Origin of the sequence: Rhodovulum sp. YNF3179, from assembly GCF_050586465.1 — a bacterium.
Classification (GTDB): domain Bacteria; phylum Pseudomonadota; class Alphaproteobacteria; order Rhodobacterales; family Rhodobacteraceae; genus CAJXYS01.
In genome coordinates this window covers 452,078-470,219 of record NZ_JBOCEG010000001.1, presented here as the reverse complement: position 1 = coordinate 470,219, position 18,142 = coordinate 452,078, and the positions used below count along the sequence as shown (strand labels likewise).

Annotated in this window: 19 protein-coding genes and 2 tRNA genes; 10 read left to right on the top strand and 11 right to left on the bottom strand. The window is 70.7% G+C overall.

The window, feature by feature from the left end; all coding sequences use genetic code 11:
• The gene (gene ribD, locus ACQ5SP_RS02410) at positions 1 to 1,074 is read left to right on the top strand and encodes a bifunctional diaminohydroxyphosphoribosylaminopyrimidine deaminase/5-amino-6-(5-phosphoribosylamino)uracil reductase RibD (RefSeq protein ID WP_430936267.1); all 1,074 of its coding nucleotides are present in this window, start codon (positions 1 to 3) and stop codon (positions 1,072 to 1,074) included.
• A gap of 1 nt (position 1,075) precedes the next feature.
• Here the strand turns inward: ribD and ACQ5SP_RS02405 are convergent, their stop codons facing one another.
• The 3 genes from ACQ5SP_RS02405 to ACQ5SP_RS02395 form a co-directional block, all read right to left on the bottom strand.
• Positions 1,076 to 3,154, bottom strand: a complete 2,079-nt coding sequence (locus ACQ5SP_RS02405) for a capsular polysaccharide biosynthesis protein (RefSeq protein WP_430936039.1) — start codon at positions 3,152 to 3,154, stop codon at positions 1,076 to 1,078.
• Between the two features lie 9 nt (positions 3,155 to 3,163).
• Positions 3,164 to 4,300 carry a polysaccharide biosynthesis/export family protein gene (locus ACQ5SP_RS02400; protein ID WP_430936265.1) on the bottom strand — a complete coding sequence of 379 codons (1,137 nt, stop codon included), beginning with the start codon at positions 4,298 to 4,300 and terminating at the stop codon, positions 3,164 to 3,166.
• Positions 4,301 to 4,378: 78 nt separating this feature from the next.
• A complete protein-coding gene (locus ACQ5SP_RS02395; RefSeq protein WP_430936037.1) occupies positions 4,379 to 5,710 on the bottom strand; it encodes a capsule biosynthesis protein in 1,332 nt (443 codons plus the stop codon).
• Between the two features lie 201 nt (positions 5,711 to 5,911).
• On the opposite strand from ACQ5SP_RS02395, the gene ACQ5SP_RS02390 reads away from it, so the two are divergent.
• From ACQ5SP_RS02390 to ACQ5SP_RS02350, 9 genes are all read left to right on the top strand, one after another.
• Positions 5,912 to 6,508: a riboflavin synthase gene (locus ACQ5SP_RS02390; protein WP_430936035.1), complete on the top strand. Its 597-nt coding sequence runs from the start codon at positions 5,912 to 5,914 to the stop codon at positions 6,506 to 6,508.
• Positions 6,509 to 6,510: 2 nt separating this feature from the next.
• The gene (ribB, locus tag ACQ5SP_RS02385; RefSeq protein ID WP_430936033.1) at positions 6,511 to 7,611 is read left to right on the top strand and encodes a 3,4-dihydroxy-2-butanone-4-phosphate synthase; all 1,101 of its coding nucleotides are present in this window, start codon (positions 6,511 to 6,513) and stop codon (positions 7,609 to 7,611) included.
• 1 nt (position 7,612) lies between these two features.
• Positions 7,613 to 8,173, top strand: coding sequence for a 6,7-dimethyl-8-ribityllumazine synthase (locus ACQ5SP_RS02380; protein ID WP_430936031.1), 561 nt, complete (start codon positions 7,613 to 7,615; stop codon positions 8,171 to 8,173).
• A complete protein-coding gene (gene nusB / locus ACQ5SP_RS02375) occupies positions 8,170 to 8,640 on the top strand; it encodes a transcription antitermination factor NusB (RefSeq protein WP_430936029.1) in 471 nt (156 codons plus the stop codon). The genes ACQ5SP_RS02380 and nusB overlap by 4 nt, the downstream gene beginning before the upstream one ends.
• 240 nt (positions 8,641 to 8,880) lie before the next feature.
• The gene (locus tag ACQ5SP_RS02370) at positions 8,881 to 10,119 is read left to right on the top strand and encodes an MFS transporter (RefSeq protein ID WP_430936027.1); all 1,239 of its coding nucleotides are present in this window, start codon (positions 8,881 to 8,883) and stop codon (positions 10,117 to 10,119) included.
• A gap of 136 nt (positions 10,120 to 10,255) precedes the next feature.
• Positions 10,256 to 11,974 carry a methionine--tRNA ligase gene (gene metG, locus ACQ5SP_RS02365; RefSeq protein ID WP_430936025.1) on the top strand — a complete coding sequence of 573 codons (1,719 nt, stop codon included), beginning with the start codon at positions 10,256 to 10,258 and terminating at the stop codon, positions 11,972 to 11,974.
• A 48-nt stretch (positions 11,975 to 12,022) separates the two neighbouring features.
• Positions 12,023 to 12,565, top strand: a complete 543-nt coding sequence (locus ACQ5SP_RS02360) for a tetratricopeptide repeat protein (protein ID WP_430936023.1) — start codon at positions 12,023 to 12,025, stop codon at positions 12,563 to 12,565.
• A gap of 72 nt (positions 12,566 to 12,637) precedes the next feature.
• Positions 12,638 to 12,723, top strand: a tRNA-Leu gene (locus ACQ5SP_RS02355).
• 146 nt (positions 12,724 to 12,869) lie between these two features.
• Positions 12,870 to 13,667, top strand: coding sequence for a hypothetical protein (locus ACQ5SP_RS02350; RefSeq protein ID WP_430936021.1), 798 nt, complete (start codon positions 12,870 to 12,872; stop codon positions 13,665 to 13,667).
• Positions 13,668 to 13,929: 262 nt separating this feature from the next.
• Here ACQ5SP_RS02350 and ACQ5SP_RS02345 read toward each other — a convergent pair.
• The 8 genes from ACQ5SP_RS02345 to ACQ5SP_RS02310 all read right to left on the bottom strand — a co-directional run bounded on the left by ACQ5SP_RS02345 (position 13,930) and on the right by ACQ5SP_RS02310 (position 18,139).
• Positions 13,930 to 14,004, bottom strand: a tRNA-Phe gene (locus ACQ5SP_RS02345).
• A gap of 103 nt (positions 14,005 to 14,107) precedes the next feature.
• The gene (locus ACQ5SP_RS02340; protein WP_430936019.1) at positions 14,108 to 14,290 is read right to left on the bottom strand and encodes a DNA gyrase inhibitor YacG; all 183 of its coding nucleotides are present in this window, start codon (positions 14,288 to 14,290) and stop codon (positions 14,108 to 14,110) included.
• Positions 14,287 to 15,339, bottom strand: coding sequence for a ribonuclease E/G (locus ACQ5SP_RS02335; protein WP_430936017.1), 1,053 nt, complete (start codon positions 15,337 to 15,339; stop codon positions 14,287 to 14,289). The genes ACQ5SP_RS02340 and ACQ5SP_RS02335 overlap by 4 nt, the downstream gene beginning before the upstream one ends.
• A complete protein-coding gene (locus ACQ5SP_RS02330) occupies positions 15,336 to 15,917 on the bottom strand; it encodes a Maf family protein (RefSeq protein ID WP_430936015.1) in 582 nt (193 codons plus the stop codon). The genes ACQ5SP_RS02335 and ACQ5SP_RS02330 overlap by 4 nt, the downstream gene beginning before the upstream one ends.
• A 5-nt stretch (positions 15,918 to 15,922) precedes the next feature.
• The gene (gene infA / locus ACQ5SP_RS02325) at positions 15,923 to 16,141 is read right to left on the bottom strand and encodes a translation initiation factor IF-1 (protein ID WP_011455993.1); all 219 of its coding nucleotides are present in this window, start codon (positions 16,139 to 16,141) and stop codon (positions 15,923 to 15,925) included.
• A gap of 71 nt (positions 16,142 to 16,212) precedes the next feature.
• Complete coding sequence (locus ACQ5SP_RS02320; protein WP_430936013.1) at positions 16,213 to 17,106, bottom strand: carbon-nitrogen hydrolase family protein; 894 nt, start codon at positions 17,104 to 17,106, stop codon at positions 16,213 to 16,215.
• Positions 17,107 to 17,108: 2 nt separating this feature from the next.
• Positions 17,109 to 17,696 carry a GNAT family N-acetyltransferase gene (locus ACQ5SP_RS02315; protein WP_430936011.1) on the bottom strand — a complete coding sequence of 196 codons (588 nt, stop codon included), beginning with the start codon at positions 17,694 to 17,696 and terminating at the stop codon, positions 17,109 to 17,111.
• A complete protein-coding gene (locus ACQ5SP_RS02310) occupies positions 17,693 to 18,139 on the bottom strand; it encodes a low molecular weight phosphatase family protein (protein WP_430936263.1) in 447 nt (148 codons plus the stop codon). Before ACQ5SP_RS02310 ends, ACQ5SP_RS02315 begins: the two co-directional genes overlap by 4 nt.
• Positions 18,140 to 18,142: the final 3 nt, after the last annotated feature.

Sequence of the window (18,142 nt, the reverse complement as noted above, 5' to 3'; positions counted from 1 at the left end):
ATGGGCCTGGCGCTGGCGCTGGGCCGGCGCGGCATGGGACGTGTCTGGCCAAACCCCGCCGTCGGCTGCGTGATCGTGAAGGATGGCCGCCTGCACGGCCGGGGCTGGACGGCGCCGGGCGGCCGACCCCATGCCGAGACGCAGGCCCTCGCCCAGGCCGGCGCCGCGGCGCGGGGCGCCACCGCCTATGTCAGCCTCGAACCCTGTGCCCATCATGGCCAGACCCCGCCCTGTGCCGATGCCCTGGCCGCAGCCGGTGTCGCGCGGGTCGTCACGGCACTCGAAGACCCGGATCCGCGGGTGGCGGGGGGTGGGCACGGTCGGCTGCGCGCCGCCGGCATCGCCGTCGAGACGGGGCTGCGCTGCGACGAGGCCAGGCGCGATCACCGCGGCTTCCTGCTGCGCGTAAGTGCGGGGCGGCCGATGGTGACGCTGAAACTTGCCGCCACGTTCGACGGGCGGATCGCGACCGCCGACGGCGAAAGCCGCTGGATCACGGGACCGGCGGCCCGGCGCGAGGTGCATGCCCAGCGCGCGCGCCACGACGCCGTTATGGTCGGGAGCGCCACGGCACGGGCCGACAACCCCGCGCTGACCGTGCGGGGGCTTGGCATGGGACACCAGCCGGTGCGCGTGATCTGCGACACCCGGCTTTCTGTGTCGACCGAGAGCCGGCTTGGCCGCACCGCGCGCGAGGTGCCGGTCTGGCTTTGCCACGGTGCCGAAGCGCCAGAGGCCGCGCGGCAGGCATGGACGCGGGCCGGGGCACGCCTGCTGCCCTGTGAAACCGGCCCTGACGGACATCTCGACATCGCCGACGCGCTGGGGCAACTCGGCGCGGCCGGGCTGACACGCGTGTTCTGCGAGGGCGGCGGAACACTGGCCGCCGCGCTGCTCTCGGCCGGGTGCGCCGACGCGCTGGTGACGTTTTCCGCCGGCCTCGCGATCGGCGCCGAGGGGCGACCGGCGCTCGGCGCCATGGGCCTGGACCGCCTGGCGGCGGCGCCGCGGTTCACCCTGCGCGAGACGCGGGCCATCGGTGACGACGCCATGCAGCTCTGGGACCGGGCCTGAGCTAGCCCCGCCAGATCCAGGCCTGTCCGGCAAACACGCCCTGCAGCTTCGACAGGCCGCGATTGACGGGGCCGGGGCGGGGCACGATCCCGGCGCCCAGCCGGTCGACGGCGACCTCGACCGGGCAGGGCCGCCCCGACAGCGGATCGACGTAACGCGGATAGGCGATAAGCGCCGCGTGGACCAGCGCGTCCAGGCTCGGCCGCGCCCGCCTGCGCGCGGACACCGGGCCGATATCCTCGGTCAGGCCCCAGCCCGCGTAGAACGGCGCCCCGAGACAGGTCACCGGCACCCCGCGCAGGAGCGCCTCGAACCCGAGCAGCGAGGTGAGCGTCCAGACCGCGTCGACCCGCCCGAACAACGCCGCCGGGTCGGCGTCGGCCGCCACCACGTCCGCCAGCGCGGCGAGCGGCGCGGCCGGGATCACGCCCGGGCGCAGCCCGGCCTCCACGTCGGGGTGCGGCTTGTAGACGAGACAGGCGTCCGGATGGGCGCGGCGCGCGGCCTCGAGCAGTGCCTGATTACCGCGAACCGCCCCGGCGCCCCGGAGAACCGACGCGTCGTCCTCCACCTGACCGGCCACGAGGATGACCGGACGATCACGCGGCAGCGCGGGCAAGCCGCCGCCGAGATTGTATTTCGTCAGCCCGGCCGCGGTCAGCTGCGCGCGCAGCCGCCGGGCGCGATCCAGTGCCCATCCGGGCAGATCGGCGGAGTCCGCGATCAGCCGCTCCAGCCGGCTTTCGCGGCCGGGATCGTAGTAGATGCCGAGATCGTCGGCCACCAGCGAGAGCGGCGGCACCAGCGCCGCGCCCAGCCCGCGCGACCGCAGAAAGCCGTCCTCGACGGCGAGGCACCGCACGCCCTGTCGCCGCGCCGCGTCCCGGATCCCGTCGGGCGCTGTCCCGGCCCAGGCCAGCAGGTCGCGCCCTTCGCGCGCCGCGCGGCCGAGCGCCCTGTCCGCGCCGTCGGCAAAGCGCACGCCGCGCCCGGCCGTGCCGAAAACCCGCGCCACCTGCGGCCGCTTCCAGAGCCGCATGCCGAGCGCGACGTAACCGCGGCGGTCGGCCCGCCAGGCCCGTGCCTCGGCCTCGAGGATTTCCAGCGCCGTCTCGAAGTCCGCGCGCTGGTCGCGGAACGGGTCATACCAGACCGGCGCCTCCAGCATCGCCGCCGCGAAGAGCTGTGCCGCCGTCAGCGACCGGCCGCGCCGCGGCGGCGGGTTGCGATCCTCGCTCAGCCCCCAGCCCGCGTAGAAGGGCTGGCCGAAAACGACGGGGCGATGCCCGGCAAGGATCGCCTCGAAGCCAAGTTGCGAGCTGACCGTGTAGACCGCCGCCGCGCCGTCGAGAAGCCGCCATGGCGAGACCGGGGCGGTCAGCAGGTCCGTCCGGCCATCGCGATCGCGGGGGGTGAGATGACCGGCCCGGTGACCGGCGGCGGTTTCGGGATGGGTCTTGATGACGATGCGGGCCCGGGGATGCGCGGCGCGGGCCGCCGCGAGCATCGCGGTAAAAGTCTGCGCCGACGCACCGCCATGGCGGATCGCCGCATCCCCGCGCACCTGGTCCGCGACCAGCACGTATCCGGGCGGGGGCGGATCCTCGTCCGGGTCGCAGGCGGCGTATTTGCCGAGATGTGCCGCCCGCATGCGGGCCATGCCGGCCTCGGCGCGCGCGATCAGCGCCGCGTCGTCCAGCCGCGCCCCCGCCAGCAGACGTTCCAGCGCGCTGGGCCGGCCCGCGTCGTAATGGACACCTTCGCCGTCGATCAGCAGACCGAGCGGAGGACCGCCCGACCGGCCGGGATGCAGCGAGCGCAGGAACGCGTCCTCGATCCGCAACAGCTGCGCCCCGCGTCGACGCGCCACCGCCTCGCCCCGCCAGGCCGTCGGTCCGCGCCCCCAGACGGCCACGAGATCGCCATCGCCCGGCAGACCGAAGCGCAGCTCATACCCCGCCACCGCCAAGAGGCGCCGCAGCCACGGCCGGCGGAAGAAACCCGCGCTGAACGCATAGACAGGCCGGGCCGCCGCCGCGGCGGTGTCGCGACGGGCTCTCTCGGCGCCGGAGCCGGGCACGGCCGGGCCTCAGCTGCCGTTGGCCAGGGAATTCACCGAACTGACGGTTCCCACCGACCCGGTCAGCGCGGACAGCGTCTTCTGCCACTGAACGTAGGGAGCCTCGGTGACATAGACGGTATCGCCGTCGCGGATCAGGAAATCGCGGGCCTGGAACATGCCGTTCGGCTCGGTCAGGTCGAGGACATAGACCATCCTCTGGGTGCCCGCGAGGTCGTCGCGCCCCAGGACGCGCCGCGCGGTCTCGGCAGGCTCGTTGCGGAACACGAAGACGCCGGTCGGATCGGCGCGGTCCGAACTCAGCCCGCCGACCTGGGCGATGGCCTCCAGCGCCGAGAGGTTGCGCGTGTTGAAATCGACCAGCGACTGCGCCCCCGTGGCCCCAAGCGCCGTGAAGGCGCGCCGGTCCTTCTCGACGATGATGCGATCGTCCGGACGCAGCGCGATATCGGCCTCGGGATGGTCGTAGAGATCCTGCAGCCAGACCCGGCCGCGCCGGTTGCCGCGAACGACGGTGATCTGTGCCACGTCGGAGGCGATCGACACGCCGCCCGCCCTGGCCAGCATGCCGGACAGCGTGCGGGTGGAACGCTCGATCGGGTAGACCCCCTCTGCCCCGACATCGCCCATCAGCGCGACGGTTGCGCCGTCGCCGGCCAGGCGCTTGACCTGGACCTGCGGATCCGGCGTCTGCGCGTCCAGCTTGCGGGTCAGGAGCCGGCGCAGCTCCTCGGGCGACTTGCCCGCGGCAAGGAGGCGCCCGGCATAGGGCACGAAGATGTGGCCGCTGCTGTCAACCTGGATCTCGTCGAGCGGTGCCGGCCCGGAGAGACCGGCGGTCAGAAGCCCGTCCTCGATGTTCTCGTAGACCACCAGTCCGAGCACGTCGCCGGGGCGGATCGTGTCGGACCCGATGCGCCCGGCGGACCGGAACGCGGCGCCGAAGCCCAGCGCCGGGCGGACCGCCGTGGCGCGCGTGACGTGATCATTGACCGTGACGACGAAAGCGTCGCCCTCGCGCTGCACGGATCCCGCGAATATTTCCTGCTTGCTCGGCCCCGGCCGCGGCAATGCGCAGCCCGAAAGCGCAATGACAAGCGCCGTCAGGACCAGGGTCCTGGCCTTCTTCCCCGTTCCGAATGTCAGCAATGGGGGTCCCTCGCTGCTCTTGCCTGCCTTTATATTTTGGACAACCATAGCGAAAATGCCTTCCTGAAACCAGTCCTACCGTTCCCGGCCACCCACAACCCGGAACGGGTGTGGCATCGATGCGCCGGCCATTCCTTGCCGGCTGCGGGTCCTGAGTGCGCCGTAAGGATCTTCCGGCGCGAGCAGCATGTCGGTCACGCGGCGGACCAGCCGGCGGCGGCCCGCCGCCGAGTAGTAGCTGCCGGGCACCTGGCTCGTTTCCTGGAGATACTGGCGAAAGCTGCGATAGGCCCGGCTGTCGGGCGGCGCGGGATCGGCGAAGAACGCCGCCAGCGGCTGGGCGGACACGAATTCCGGCTTGGCATAGACCGCCTGCCCGAAGGCGCGCACCGGGATGCCGCGCCAAAGCGCCTGCTGCGCGGCGGTGGAGTTCACGGTCACCACGCTTTGCGCGTGATCGAGCAGCCAGGCAAGCTTGCCGCCCTGCACGAAATGGACACGGTCCCCGATCCCGTGGCGCCGCGCCAGGTCCCGTGTCACGCGCCGCAGCGGCCGGCGCCCGTCGTCGAGCGGATGCGCCTTGACCACCAGCCGGTGATGGGCCGGGGCCCCGGCGGCGAATTCCGCGATGCAGAGGCGCAGAAACGCCTCCATGCCCGCGAAGGGGCTGTGGGCCAGCACGGAGGCATCATGCGGCAGCTGCAGCAGGGCGAGGTGATAGGCGAACCCGCCGGTCCTGACCCGCCGCGTCGCGATGTGGCGCCGCAGCGCCTGCACCGGCATCGTCACCAGACGCCGCAGATAGACCCGGAATTCCTCTGCGACGGTCAGGCTCCGGTGCGGGCGGAACAACGGGTAGGCCCGGTTCCGGCACAGGACGTGGAAATGGTAGAGCGCGCCGTAGAAGACGTGCTGGCGCAGGTCACCCCAGCGGGCGGGGGCCTCCGGCAGGTCGGGGTCGATGCCGGCCAGATCGGCCCGCATTTCAGCGACGCTCATCCGCATCAAGGCCGAATGTCCGTTTGCGCCGCCACGCTCATAGGTGACCCAGTAGGGCCTCAGATATCCCTCCTCGAAGACATGGAGCCGGATCGCCTGCGCGGCCGCATGCGCCGCTGCCGCGGCGTGGACGGGGCGCGTGTCGCCATAGAGCACGATATCGGTGATCCGGCGTTCCGCGCAGATCGCGGCAAGGCTTTCAGGCCAGCGCGCCGCCGGGCCGAGATAGGGGATGTAGCTTGCGCGGTCGGGCCAGAAGGCGGCGTCGCCCGCGTTGAAGCCGACCCGCGCCACGTCGGCCCCGGCACATCGCAGCATCCGCGCGAGCGTCCAGAAGAACGGGCCGTGCGGCCCCTGCAGGAAGAGAAAGCGCCTGCCCGCGCCCGTGTCGTGACCTTTACCCGTCAAACTGGTACCTCTCTGCCAAGACCGGTCCGGCCCAGCGACGAGAGTCTAGCCGGACAAGCTAGGCCCTGTCACGCACCGCGGGGGGCATGGAACGCGCATCGCGGTAAGCATGGGGTTAAGCGCGGCCGCCGCGCCGCCTTCGGGCTTGCCCTGCCTGCCCGGTCGGGATAGGTCAGCGGCGAAACGGCAAGGGGTGTCCCGATGTTCACCGGCATCATCACCGATATCGGAACGATCCGCGAGATCGAGCGCCGCGGCGACCTGCGCGCGCGGATCGCGACCGGCTACGACGCCGCCACCATCGAGATCGGCGCCTCGATCGCGTGTGACGGCGTCTGCCTGACGGTGATCGCCAAGGGCGCCGCGCCCTCGGACTGGTTCGACGTGGAAATCTCGGCCGAAACCGTGTCCAAGACCAATCTCTCCGGCTGGGCCGAGGGAACCCGCGTCAATCTCGAGCGCGCCCTGCGCGTGGGCGACGAACTTGGCGGGCATATCGTCTCGGGACATGTGGACGGGGTGGCCGAGGTGACCGCCCGCCGCGACGAGGGCGACTCCACCCGCTACACCTTCCGCGCGCCCGAGGCGCTGGCCCGGTTCATCGCCCCCAAGGGATCGGTCGCGCTGAACGGCACCTCGCTGACCGTGAACGAGGTCGCGGGATGCGAGTTCGGCGTCAACCTGATCCCCCACACCAAGACGGTCACCACCTGGGGCGCGGTGGCCGAAGGCGATCTGGTCAACCTTGAGATCGACACCATGGCGCGCTACGTCGCGCGGCTGAGGGAATGGAGCTGACCATGGCCGCCGAAGACGATTACGCAGACGCCATCTCGCCGATCGAGGAGATCATCGACGACGCCCGCAACGGGCGGATGTTCATCCTCGTCGATCACGAGGACCGCGAGAACGAGGGCGACCTGGTCATCCCGGGCCAGATGGCGACCCCGGACGCGATCAACTTCATGGCCACCCATGGCCGCGGACTGATCTGCCTGGCGCTGCCGGGCGAGCGGATCGACGCACTCGGCCTGCCGCTGATGGCCTCGTCAAACTCCTCGCGCCACGAAACCGCCTTTACCGTTTCCATCGAGGCCCGCGAGGGCGTGACCACCGGCATCTCGGCCCATGACCGGGCGCGCACTGTGGCGGTGGCCACCGACCCGAACGCGCTGCCGGCCGATATCGCGACGCCGGGCCACGTCTTCCCGCTGCGGGCGCAGGACGGCGGCGTGCTCGTCCGCGCCGGCCACACCGAGGCCTCGGTCGACGTCGCGCGGCTGGCCGGGCTCAACCCTTCCGGCGTGATCTGCGAGATCATGAACGAGGACGGCAGCATGGCCCGCCTGCCCGATCTCGTGAGCTTCGCCCAGCGACACGGCATGAAGATCGGCACGATCTCGGACCTGATCGCCTATCGCCGCCGCTACGACAACCTCGTGAACGAACGCGAAGCGCGCGCCGTGACCTCGGATTTCGGGGGCGACTGGCTGATGCGGGTCTTCGCCGACGAGACGCATGGCGCGGAACATATCGTGCTGACCAAGGGGGACATCACCGGCGACGCGCCCGTTCTGGTGCGCATGCACGCGCTCAACCCGATGGACGACATCCTCGCGCTGCGCCCCGGCCGCGCCCGGCAGATGGAAGGCGCGATGAAGATGATCGCCGAGGAAGGCCGCGGCGTGATCGTGCTGCTGCGGGACACGGAAATGAAGATGACCCGCGACGCCGCCTCGCCGCAGACGCTGCGCCAGTACGGGCTCGGCGCGCAGATCCTGGGCGCGCTCGGCCTGAGCCGGCTCGTCCTGCTCACCAATTCCCCGAGCCCAAAGGTCGTCGGGCTCGAAGGCTACGGGCTCTCGATCGAGGGCACGCGCCCCATCCCGCTGAAGGACTGACATGGCCGGAACCGAAACCCATTACGCGCTGCCGCTGCCGGCGTTCGACCGCCCGCCGAAGCTGCTGATCGTCGTCGCGCCCTACTACAAGGACATCGCGGACGATCTCTTGGCCGGCGCCCAGGCGGTGATCGCCGAGGCCGGCGGCAGCGCCGAGATCATCGAGGTGCCCGGCGCGCTGGAGATTCCGCCGGCCATCCGCATCGCGCACCGGCAGTCGAATTTCGACGGCTTCGTCGCGCTGGGCTGCGTGATCCGCGGTGAGACCAGCCACTACGAGACCGTGTGCAACGACAGCTCGCGCGGCTTGATGCTGCTCGGGCTCGAGGGGGCGCATATCGGCAACGGCATCCTGACGGTGGAAAACCGCGACCAGGCGGTCGTGCGCGCCGAACCGTGCGGCCAGAACAAGGGCGGCGGCGCGGCGGCGGCGGCGCTCCACCTGATCGCGCTCTTCCGGAAATACGCCGGGGCTTCGAAGGGGATCGGGTTCCGCCCGGCCGGCGAAGCCTTCCGGGTGGCGGGCGCGGCCGACGGCGACGAGGGACCGCAACGCACATGACCGACCGGACCGCCAGGCGCCAGATGCGTTCGGCCGCGCGGCTCTATGCCGTGCAGGCGCTGTTCCAGATGGAAGCCTCCGACAGCGATAGCGAAACGGTGCGCCGCGAATTCGAGACCCACCGTTTCGGCAGGGGCTACGACGAGGTCACGGAACTTGCCGAGGGCGACGTGAACCTGTTCCGCGCGCTCATCGAGGGCGCCGTCGCCCGGCAGGCGAAGATCGACCAGATGACCGACCGCGCACTGGTCGCGAAATGGCCGATCGACAGGATCGACCCGACGCTGCGCGCGCTGTTCCGCGCCGCCGGCGCCGAGCTGGTCATCGGAGAGACGCCGCCGCGCGTCGTCGTCAACGAATTCGTCGACATCGCCCACGCCTTCTATCCCGAGGGACGCGAGCCGCGTTTCGTCAACGCCGTGCTCGACCACATGGCCCGCGAGGCCCGTCCCGAAGCCTTCGGCTGATCTCTCGCACGGGCGCCTGCGGCGCCGGACTCCATGCCTCCGGCGGGGATATTTCCACCACCTGGAGGACAAGGTCCCATCCAAGTGGTTCAAATATCCGCGTCGCAGACCCCCGAGCGCGCACCGCGCGCGAGAGGAAAAGCGCGGCGCCCCCGCACGGGGGCGCCTCATTTCGAAAAGACGGTCCAATGTCGCAAACGGAGCGGCATCCCCGTGGCGGCGGCGCAGACTGACCGGGTCATGCGCCTGATCATCTCTTTCGCCGCCCTGTTCCTGTCGGTCATCCTCCTGCAACTCAGCAACGGGGGCATCGCCCCGCTCGACGCGCTGTCGGGGCTGGCCTCGGGGTTCACCGCCGCCGAGGTCGGCCTGCTCGGCTCCGCGCATTTCGTCGGGTTTTTCATCGGATGCTGGTGGGCGCCGCGCCTGATGGGCTCGATCGGGCATGCGCGTGCGTTCGCGGCCTTCGCGGCCGCCGGCGCGATCGGGATCCTCGCGCATATGCTGGTGGTCGATCCGCTGGCCTGGGCCGGGATGCGGATCATGTCCGGGCTGTGCGTCGCGGGCTGTTACACGGTGATCGAGGCCTGGCTGCAGGCCAAGGTCACCAATGCGACGCGCGGGCGGACGCTGGGCGTCTACCGGCTGGCGGATATGGGCGCGTCGCTCTGCGCCCAGCTGCTGATCGGCGTTCTGGAGCCGGCCTCCTACGTCTCGTACAACCTTCTCGCGATCCTCTGCTGTGCCGCGCTTCTGCCGCTGACGCTGACCCGCGTGGCGCAGCCGGCCACCCCGGTGACGCCGCGGCTGAAGCCGATGATGGCGATCCGGCTGTCGCCCCTTGCCGCTGCCGGCGTGGTCACGGCCGGGGTCACCAGCGCCGCGTTCCGCATGGTGGGGCCCGTCTATGGCCAGGAGGTGGGCCTGCGTGCCGACCAGATCGCCCTGTTCCTCGCGGCCTTCGTCGGCGGTGGTGCCGCGGCGCAGTACCCGATCGGCTGGCTCGCCGACAAGTTCGACAGGCGCTGGGTGCTGATCTGGCTCTCGGTGGCGGCCATCCTGGCCTGCGGACTGACCGTGGCGCTCAGCACCTCCGGCACGGTCGCGGTCTTCTCGGCGGCGGTCGTCTTCGGCCTGACCACCTTCCCGATCTTCTCGGTCTCGGCCGCGCATGCCAACGACTTCGCCGCGCCCGAAGACGCGGTGGAGCTGAGCTCTTCGCTCATGTTCCTGTTCGCCTTCGGCGCGATCGCCAGCCCGGTCGCGGTCTCGGCGCTCATCGGCGGCTACGGCCCGCCCGCCATGTTCGCCTTCATCGCGCTGGCGCACCTGGCCCTTTCGATCTTCGGGATCTGGCGCATGCGGACGCGGCGCCGCGCGCCGCGGCACACGCGCTACGTCTACACGCCGCGCACCACCTTCATCCTGGGCCGGCTCATGGGCCGGACCCGCGGCGGGGCCGACGACCCGCCGCGCTGAACCGCGCCCCGCGGGACCATCTCCGGCCCGCCCCGTGGCGGGGCCGGATCCGCCGCGGGCGGGGCGCGCACTGGCCTCTGGCCCTCGGCCCGGCTTGGCGTTACACGGGGGGCGAACCGGGACCGAAGGCAACGACATGGCACGCATCCTCATCACCTCGGCGATCCCCTATATCAACGGGATCAAGCATCTGGGCAATCTCGTGGGCAGCCAGCTGCCGGCGGATCTCTACGCGCGCTACTGCCGCGCGCGCGGCCACGAGGTGATGTTCATCTGCGCCACCGACGAGCACGGCACCCCCGCCGAGCTGGCCGCGGCCAAGGCCGGCAAGCCCGTGGCGGCCTATTGCGCCGAGATGTACGAGGTGCAGAAGAAGCTGGGCGAGGGGTTCCGCCTGTCCTTCGACCATTTCGGACGCTCGTCCTCGGGGCGCAACGAGTCCCTGACCCAGCATTTTGCCGGCAAGCTGGCCGAGAACGGCTATATCGAGGAGGTCACCGAGCGGCAGGTCTATTCCAACGCCGACGGCCGGTTCCTGCCCGACCGCTACATCGAGGGCACCTGCCCCAATTGCGGCTACGAGAAAGCCCGTGGCGACCAGTGCGAGAACTGCACCAAGCAGCTCGACCCGACCGACCTGATCGATCCGCGTTCGGCGATCTCGGGCTCGACCGACCTCGAAGTGCGCGAGACCAAGCATCTCTACCTGCGCCAGTCGGCGCTGAAGGACCAGCTCGAGGCCTGGATCGACTCCAAGACCGACTGGCCCGTTCTGACCACCTCCATCGCCAGGAAATGGCTCCATGACGGCGAGGGTCTGCGCGACCGCGGCATCACCCGGGACCTTGACTGGGGCGTGCCGGTCAAGAAGGGCGACCAGGATTGGCCGGGCATGGAGGGCAAGGTCTTCTACGTGTGGTTCGACGCGCCCATCGAGTATATCGGGGCGACCGCCGAATGGGCCGATGCCCACGGCCATGACGAGGCCGCCTGGCGGCGCTGGTGGCGGCTCGACGAAGGGGCGGAGGACGTCACCTACGTCCAGTTCATGGGCAAGGACAACGTGCCGTTCCACACGCTTTCCTTCCCGGCCACGATCATGGGCTCGGGCGAGCCCTGGAAGCTGGTCGACTACATCAAGTCGTTCAACTACCTCAACTACGACGGCGGACAGTTCTCCACCAGCCAGGGGCGCGGGGTGTTCATGGACCAGGCGCTCGAGCTGCTGCCGGCGGATTACTGGCGCTGGTGGCTGCTGTCCCACGCGCCCGAGAACCAGGACGCCGAGTTCACCTGGGAGAATTTCCAGGCCAACGCGAACAAGGACCTGGCAGACGTCCTCGGCAATTTCGTCAGCCGCGTCACCAAGTTCTGCCGGTCGCGTTTCGGCGAGGAGGTGCCCGCCGGCGGCGCCTGGGGGCCTGCCGAAGAGGCGCTCGTCTCCGATCTGCAGGAACGCGTCGCGGCGTATGACGCGCATATGGCGGCGATGGAAATCCGCAAGGCCGCCGCCGAGCTGCGCGCCATCTGGGTCGAGGGCAACGAGTATCTTCAGGCCGCCGAGCCCTGGGCCAAGTTCAAGACCGATCCCGAGGCCGCCGCGGCGGCGATCCGGCTGTCGCTCAACCTGATCCGGGTCTACGCGGTGCTCTCGCAGCCCTTCATCCCCGATGCGAGCGCCACGCTGATGGGCGCGCTGCAGACCCGGGACGACAGCTGGCCCGAGGACATGCGCGCCGCGCTCGACGCTCTGCCGGCGGGCCATGCCTTCACGGTGCCGGACGTGCTTTTCCGCAAGATCAGCGACGACGAGCGCGACGCCTGGCACGACCGCTTTGCCGGCGGGCGGGGCTGACGGCGTCGTGACTTGACGCGCCACGTTGCGGCGTCATGCTGGGACATCATGCGCTGGCTCGTCCTTACCCTCGCCTTTGCGGCGCCCGCCCCGGCCCTGGCCGACTGCCCGCCCCTGCCCGACCGCGCCGAGGAACGCGCACGGCTGATGGAAGACCTGCGCAACGCCCCCGACCCGCTGGCCGGGCAGCGCGCCTCCGACGCGATGTGGGCGTTCTGGGCGACGGCCCCGGATGCGCGGGCGCAGGAAATGCTCGACCGCGGCATGGCGCGCCGCGCCGCCTATGATTTCGACGGCGCCCGCGCCGCGTTCGAGGATCTCATCGCCTACTGCCCCGAGTACTACGAGGGCTACAACCAGCGCGCCTTCGTGCGGTTTCTCACCGGCGATTACGGCGGTGCCCTGGAAGATCTGAACCGCACCCTCGCGCGGCGCCCGGACCATGTCGGCGCGCTGTCGGGCAAGGCGCTGACGCTGATGCAGCTCGGCCGTATCAAGGCCAGCCAGGGCGTGCTTCGCGAGGCCGTCAAGCTGAACCCGTGGCTGCCCGAACGCGGGCTGCTCATCGAGGAGCCGGGCACCGAGCTCTGAGCCATCCCGCCATTGTCAACGCCACGGCCCGCGGCTAGGAAACGCGGACGGGGTGCGCCCCGTCCGCGCCGTGCGGGCGTGGTGGAATGGTAGACACATGGCACTTAAAATGCCTGGGCCGAAAGGCCGTGCCGGTTCGAGTCCGGCCGCCCGCACCACGCGGTTCCGCGCCCCCCCGCGCGGCCGGCGCGCCTCTCGAGCGCCAGATTTGGGCGAAGAATGGCCCGAATCGGAGCAATCCCAAGACATATTCCTTTGGTTAACGGGATTCCGGGGCCGTCTATCCGGCGGCCGGAGGACCGAGATGCGAGACTTGCGCGCTGCAGTAAGACTGTTCCGCCGGGATGACGCGGGGGGCACGACCGTCGAGTGGGTCGTGCTGACGGCGAGCGCGATCTCGATCACCCTCAGCGTGTTCAGCATGGTCGCCAGCGGCAGCGGCAAGATGACCGACTCCCTCGGGCAAACGCTCTCGACCCAGAAACTGGGCGGCGTGGAGATCCCCGGGACCGCGCCGGGGGCTCCGTCCCCCGAGACGGAAGAGGACGCCATGTCCGACGACGGGGCCGGCAGCACGCCGACGCGCCGTTTCGGCGGGGCCGTCAGCGGATCGGGCGTTGGCGCGACCGTGAGTGACGACGAGGAAGATCAGGACGAGGAAGAGGCCCTGGCGGCAGAAGACGACGACGCGGAAGAGCCCGGCGCCGAGGCCGTGGCAGAGGGCGCGGAAGAGCCCGGCGCCGAAGCCGTGGCCGAGAGCGCGGCGGAGGAAACCCTGCCAGAAGAGCCGGCAGACGAGGATCGCACCGCGGCCGCCGGGGAAGATGAAGGCGCCGGGGCAGAAGACGCCGCGGAGGCGGAAGAGGTCGCCGGGGCGGAAGACGATGCAGCGGCGGAAGATGGCGACGAAGCGACCCCGCCCGGAGCGCGCCGGACGCCGCCCGCGTTGCCCGAACAGGCCGACGACCGGGCCCGCGAGGCGCTCGGCATAGAGATCGACGGCGCGCAAGCGACGGAAGACGAGGACGAAGACGAAATCGTCCGGGCCCGGGACAATGGCGCCCCCGCCCGCGGCAGGGGCAACGGGCGCAGCAACAACTAGCCCCGCGCGCATCCGGTGGCGCCCGCTGAAAACGCAAGGCCCGTCCGGGATCGCCCGGCCGGGGCCTCGGGCCCGCGGCCCGGTCCGGCCTCCGGATCAACGCGCGTGACAACGGGACGGCCCCGCCCGACGCCGCGACACGGCTATCCCTGCCATGCAAACCATGCAGCGGACCGCCCGGAACGCCCCGCCCCCGCACGCCGCGAATACGCTGGAGCCGCAATGGCTGGCTGGCCCAGGGACCTTGAATCTGGGTGAAAAATGGTGCCCGGGGGCGGAGTCGAACCACCGACACGAGGATTTTCAATCCACTGCTCTACCACTGAGCTACCCGGGCGAGCGACCGGGGCGCAGCCCGACCGTCGCGGTTTACTAGGACAGCTTTCCGGGCGTGTCCAGACCGGAATTGCGGGTTTTTTCGCCGCGCCGCGACCGGGGTGTCAGTGCAGCTTCCGGCTCTCGGTCACGATCTCGTCGGCGGCCTCGTCCAGGTCTTCGGGGGTATCGGCGGGCACGGCATAGGACCCGGTCAGCCACTTGCCCAGGTCGACATCCGCACAGCGTTTCGAACAGAAGGGCCGGTACTTGGGGTCGGTGTCCTTGTGGCAGATCGGGCAGGTCATCCGGGCAGCGCCTCCTTGAGCGGCAGTCTCTCGCGTTTCCTCTGCAGCTCAAGATGGCCAAGCGGCGTCCAGCCGACAAGGGCGGTTTCGACCGGATCGGTGCGCAGCGCGCCGCGCGCGGCCTGTTCGATCTGGCGGCGGTCCTTCTTGGGGCTGGGGGCGAGGTCGAGCACCACCTGCCCGCCCAGCCCGCGCAGGCGGAGCTGGCGCGGCAGGGCGCGGAGCGCCGCGAGATTGGCCTTGAGCCCCGCCGCAGGCGAGGTGTCGCCGCCCGTGTTGACGTCGACCGCGACCAGCGCGCGGGTGGGTTCCACCGCCATGCTGAACCCGCCCCTGAGCGCCACCACGGGATCCGCGAGCGCCGCGATCTCGTCGAGCACGCCATGCGCGACGAACGCGCCTGCCTCGTCGATCACGGCGTCGGGGTCGGGATCGGCCCAGTCGCGCCAGGCGAGCAGCTCTGCATCCGGCGCATCGAGCAGGGGCGCGGGCGCGCCGGCGCCGTCCTCGGCCATGATCTTCCGCGCAAGATCGGTCATGGTGCCGATATCCTCTGCTATGGCGTCCCCATCGACCCCGGCGCAGGCGGAGCGAAGGATCAGCCCGAGGGCCGCATCCATATCGGCCCGCGCCGCGTGGGCGATCTCGAGCAGCCGGTCACGCTCCGCCTCGTCGCGGATCGAGCGCGCAACGTTGAGCCCGGGCGCGCCAGGCGTGACGATGGCGTAGCGGCTCTTGAAGAGAAGGCGTGTCGTGACCGGGGGCGCCTTTCCGGGCTCGGCGTAGCTGTTGACCTGCACCAAAAGGCTCTGCCCCGGGGTCAGGCCCCTGGCCTGGCGCAGGAAGCCGCGCTGCCCGTCGCCGAGCTGCAGGATGACGCCGCCCTGCCCCTTCATCTGGCGGTCGACCCGGGCGCGGTAGATCGCGCCCGGGCCGGGCGGCGCGCTCTCGGGCGGGTCGATCAGCAGGTCCTCGAGCCGGCCGTCGACCATCAGCGCCGCCGCGCGGCGGCCCGCGATCTCATCGAGCAGGATGACCCGCCCCTTCATGACGCCGGCCCGTCGGGAATCGTGTAGCCCGCGCCCCGCAGCAGGTTGGCCGTCTCGGCCAGCGGCAGGCCCACCACGCCCGTGAAAGAGCCGTTGATCCAGGGGATCAGCGCCCCGGCCGGGCCCTGGATGCCGTAGGCCCCGGCCTTGCCCTGCCAGTCGCCGGTGCGGATGTACCAGGATATTTCCATGTCCGAGAGCCGCTTCATCTGCACGGTGGTGACGACGTCGCGCGCGCGGATCGTGTCGCCGTGGCGCAGCGCGACGGCGGTGATGACCCGGTGGCGCCGCCCCGAGAGCATCATCAGGAATTCCACCGCCTCGGCGGCGTCGGCGGGCTTGCCGAGGATGCGCCGGCCGAGCGCCACGGTCGTGTCGGCGGTCAGCACCAGCTCGTCCGGCCCGGCCGCGACGGCGGCCGCCTTCTCGCGCGCCATGCGCGCGCAATAGGGGCGCGGCAACTCGCCGGGCGCTGGCGTTTCGTCGATATCGGCGGGTCGGATGGCGTCGGGCTCGACCCCGATCTGCGCGAGCAGGTCGCGCCGCCGGGGGCTGGCCGAGCCCAGAACCAGTCGCATCTGGATTACTTGAAGCGGTAGTTGATGCGGCCCTTCGTCAGGTCGTAGGGCGTCATCTCCACCTGAACCTTGTCGCCTGCCAGAACCCGGATGCGGTTCTTGCGCATCTTGCCTGCCGTGTGCGCGATGATCTCATGGCCGTTCTCAAGCTCGACCCGGAATGTCGCGTTCGGCAGGAGTTCTTTCACGACACCAGGAAATTCGAGCATTTCTTCCTTGGCCATGGTCACTCCTTTGTTCGTTGCACGTCGCTTCTCGCGAAGCGCCCCTTAAATGCGCCCAATTGGACAGGTTTTCAAGGCCGCATCGCGGCGAAGGGCGTGATTGTGACGTTCCGGACGCGGCGGGCCTGTTCGGACCAGTGGGCATGATTCAACACCTGGCCCCCGCCGCGCACCCGGGCGATATCGTCCCGCGCCACGGTTGCATAGACCCATCCCGGCCGGTCCAGGGCGCCCTCGGCGATCACGCCGGTCGCGGGGAAGCCCAGGTCGGGCGGGCCATAGATCGCGGCCGCGCCGACATTCTCGTCCACCGGCGGACACCAGCCGGCCGGGCCCACGGTCGGCGCCTGCACGACGATGCACTGGCTTTCCAGCGCGCGGGCCATCGCGCCGATCCGCACGCGCCAGTACCCGGCCAGGCTGTCCGTGCAGGACGGCACGAGCAGGATCTCGGCGCCAGCCTCGACCAGCGCGCGGGCGAGCAGCGGGAACTCGGCATCATAGCAGATCAGGACGCCGATCCGGCCCAGCGCGGTATCGAAGAGCGTCAGCCCCCCGCCCGGCGCGACATCCCATTGCCCGCGCTCGAAACGGGTCATGATCTGCTTGTCCTGGTGGCCCGCCTGCCCCGGCGCGAAGAGACGCGCGCGGTTCACCGGGCGGCGTCCGCCCGCGAAAACCGGCGCGCTCGCGGCCAGGATATGGACGCCGTGATCGGCGGCCAGCCGGGCGTGCAGCGCATCGGCCTCGGGGATCAGCGCCGAGACCGCATGGAGCGCGCGTTCGAGATCACCCGCCGCCTCGGCCCCGGCGATCATGGCCAGTTCCATCGCGCCGTATTCCGGAAAGACCAGCAGGTCGGCCCCCTGCCCCGCCGCCTGGGCCACCCAGGCGGACAGCTTGTCCTGGTAGGCTCCCCAGCTCTGCAGCGGTTCCAGCGGATAGGCGGCGGCGGCGATGCGCATGCTCAGAGCTCCCGGATCCAGAACTGAAGCGGCTTGGACGTTTCCCCGTCCTCGTCGATGTCCTTCCAGCGAAACCGCGCCGTCACGCCGTCCAGCGGGCGATAGCCGCGCTTGCGCCAGAACCCGTCGAGCGGGCGGTACCCGGCGGGCCGGCGCGGGTGATCGGCCGGCCGCACCACGCCGCAGAAGGCCGAGTAGCGCCGCCCGAGCGCGCGGGCATGGGCCTCGCGCAGATCGAAGAAACGATGCCCCGCCCCCTGACCGCGATAGTCCGCCAGCAGCACCGACTCGGCGCAATAGAAGATCTCGTCGAGCGCATAGCCGGTCCCGGCGAAGGCCGCGGCGAAATCGCCGGCATGGTCTTCCATCGGGGTGCCGGTCGCGGCGCCGACCAGCCGGTCTCCGTCGAAGGCGCCGACGAGGATGGCCCCGGCGCTTTCCCGGTAGACCGACAGGTAAGCCCGCTCATAGGCGGCGTCGCCGTCGTAGAGATAGGGCCAGTCCCGGAACACCCGAACCCGCAGCTCGGCCACCGCGTCGAGGGCGGCCTCGAGCGCGGCGCCGGTCAGCGGCGCGATCCTGAGCGTCATGCGCCCGCCTCGGTCACATCCGGCGGGCCGAAGCGATCCATCATGCGCGCCACGATCTGGTCGCGGGTCTGCCGGTAGGCGGCCAGCTTGTCCTCGCGGTGTTCCCCGAGACCGGCCGGGTCGAGGATCGGCCAGTATTCCACCTCGATCGCGGCATAGCGCGTCAGTTCCAGCGCCTGGCGCTGCGAGGCCGGGGACAGCGCGACGATCAGGTCGAAGCCCGAGAGATCGTCGCCCCAGTCCTGCATGTCGTCGAAACTGCGCGAGCGGTGGCGCGAGAGCTCGACGCCGATCTCCTGGCAGACGGCGACGGCGAAGCCGTCGATCTCGAGATCGTTCTTGACGCCCGCCGACTGCACATAGGCGCGGTGGCCGTACAACTTCTTCATGATGCCCTCGGCCATCGGAGAGCGGATCGCGTTATGGTCGCAGCAGAAGAGCACCGA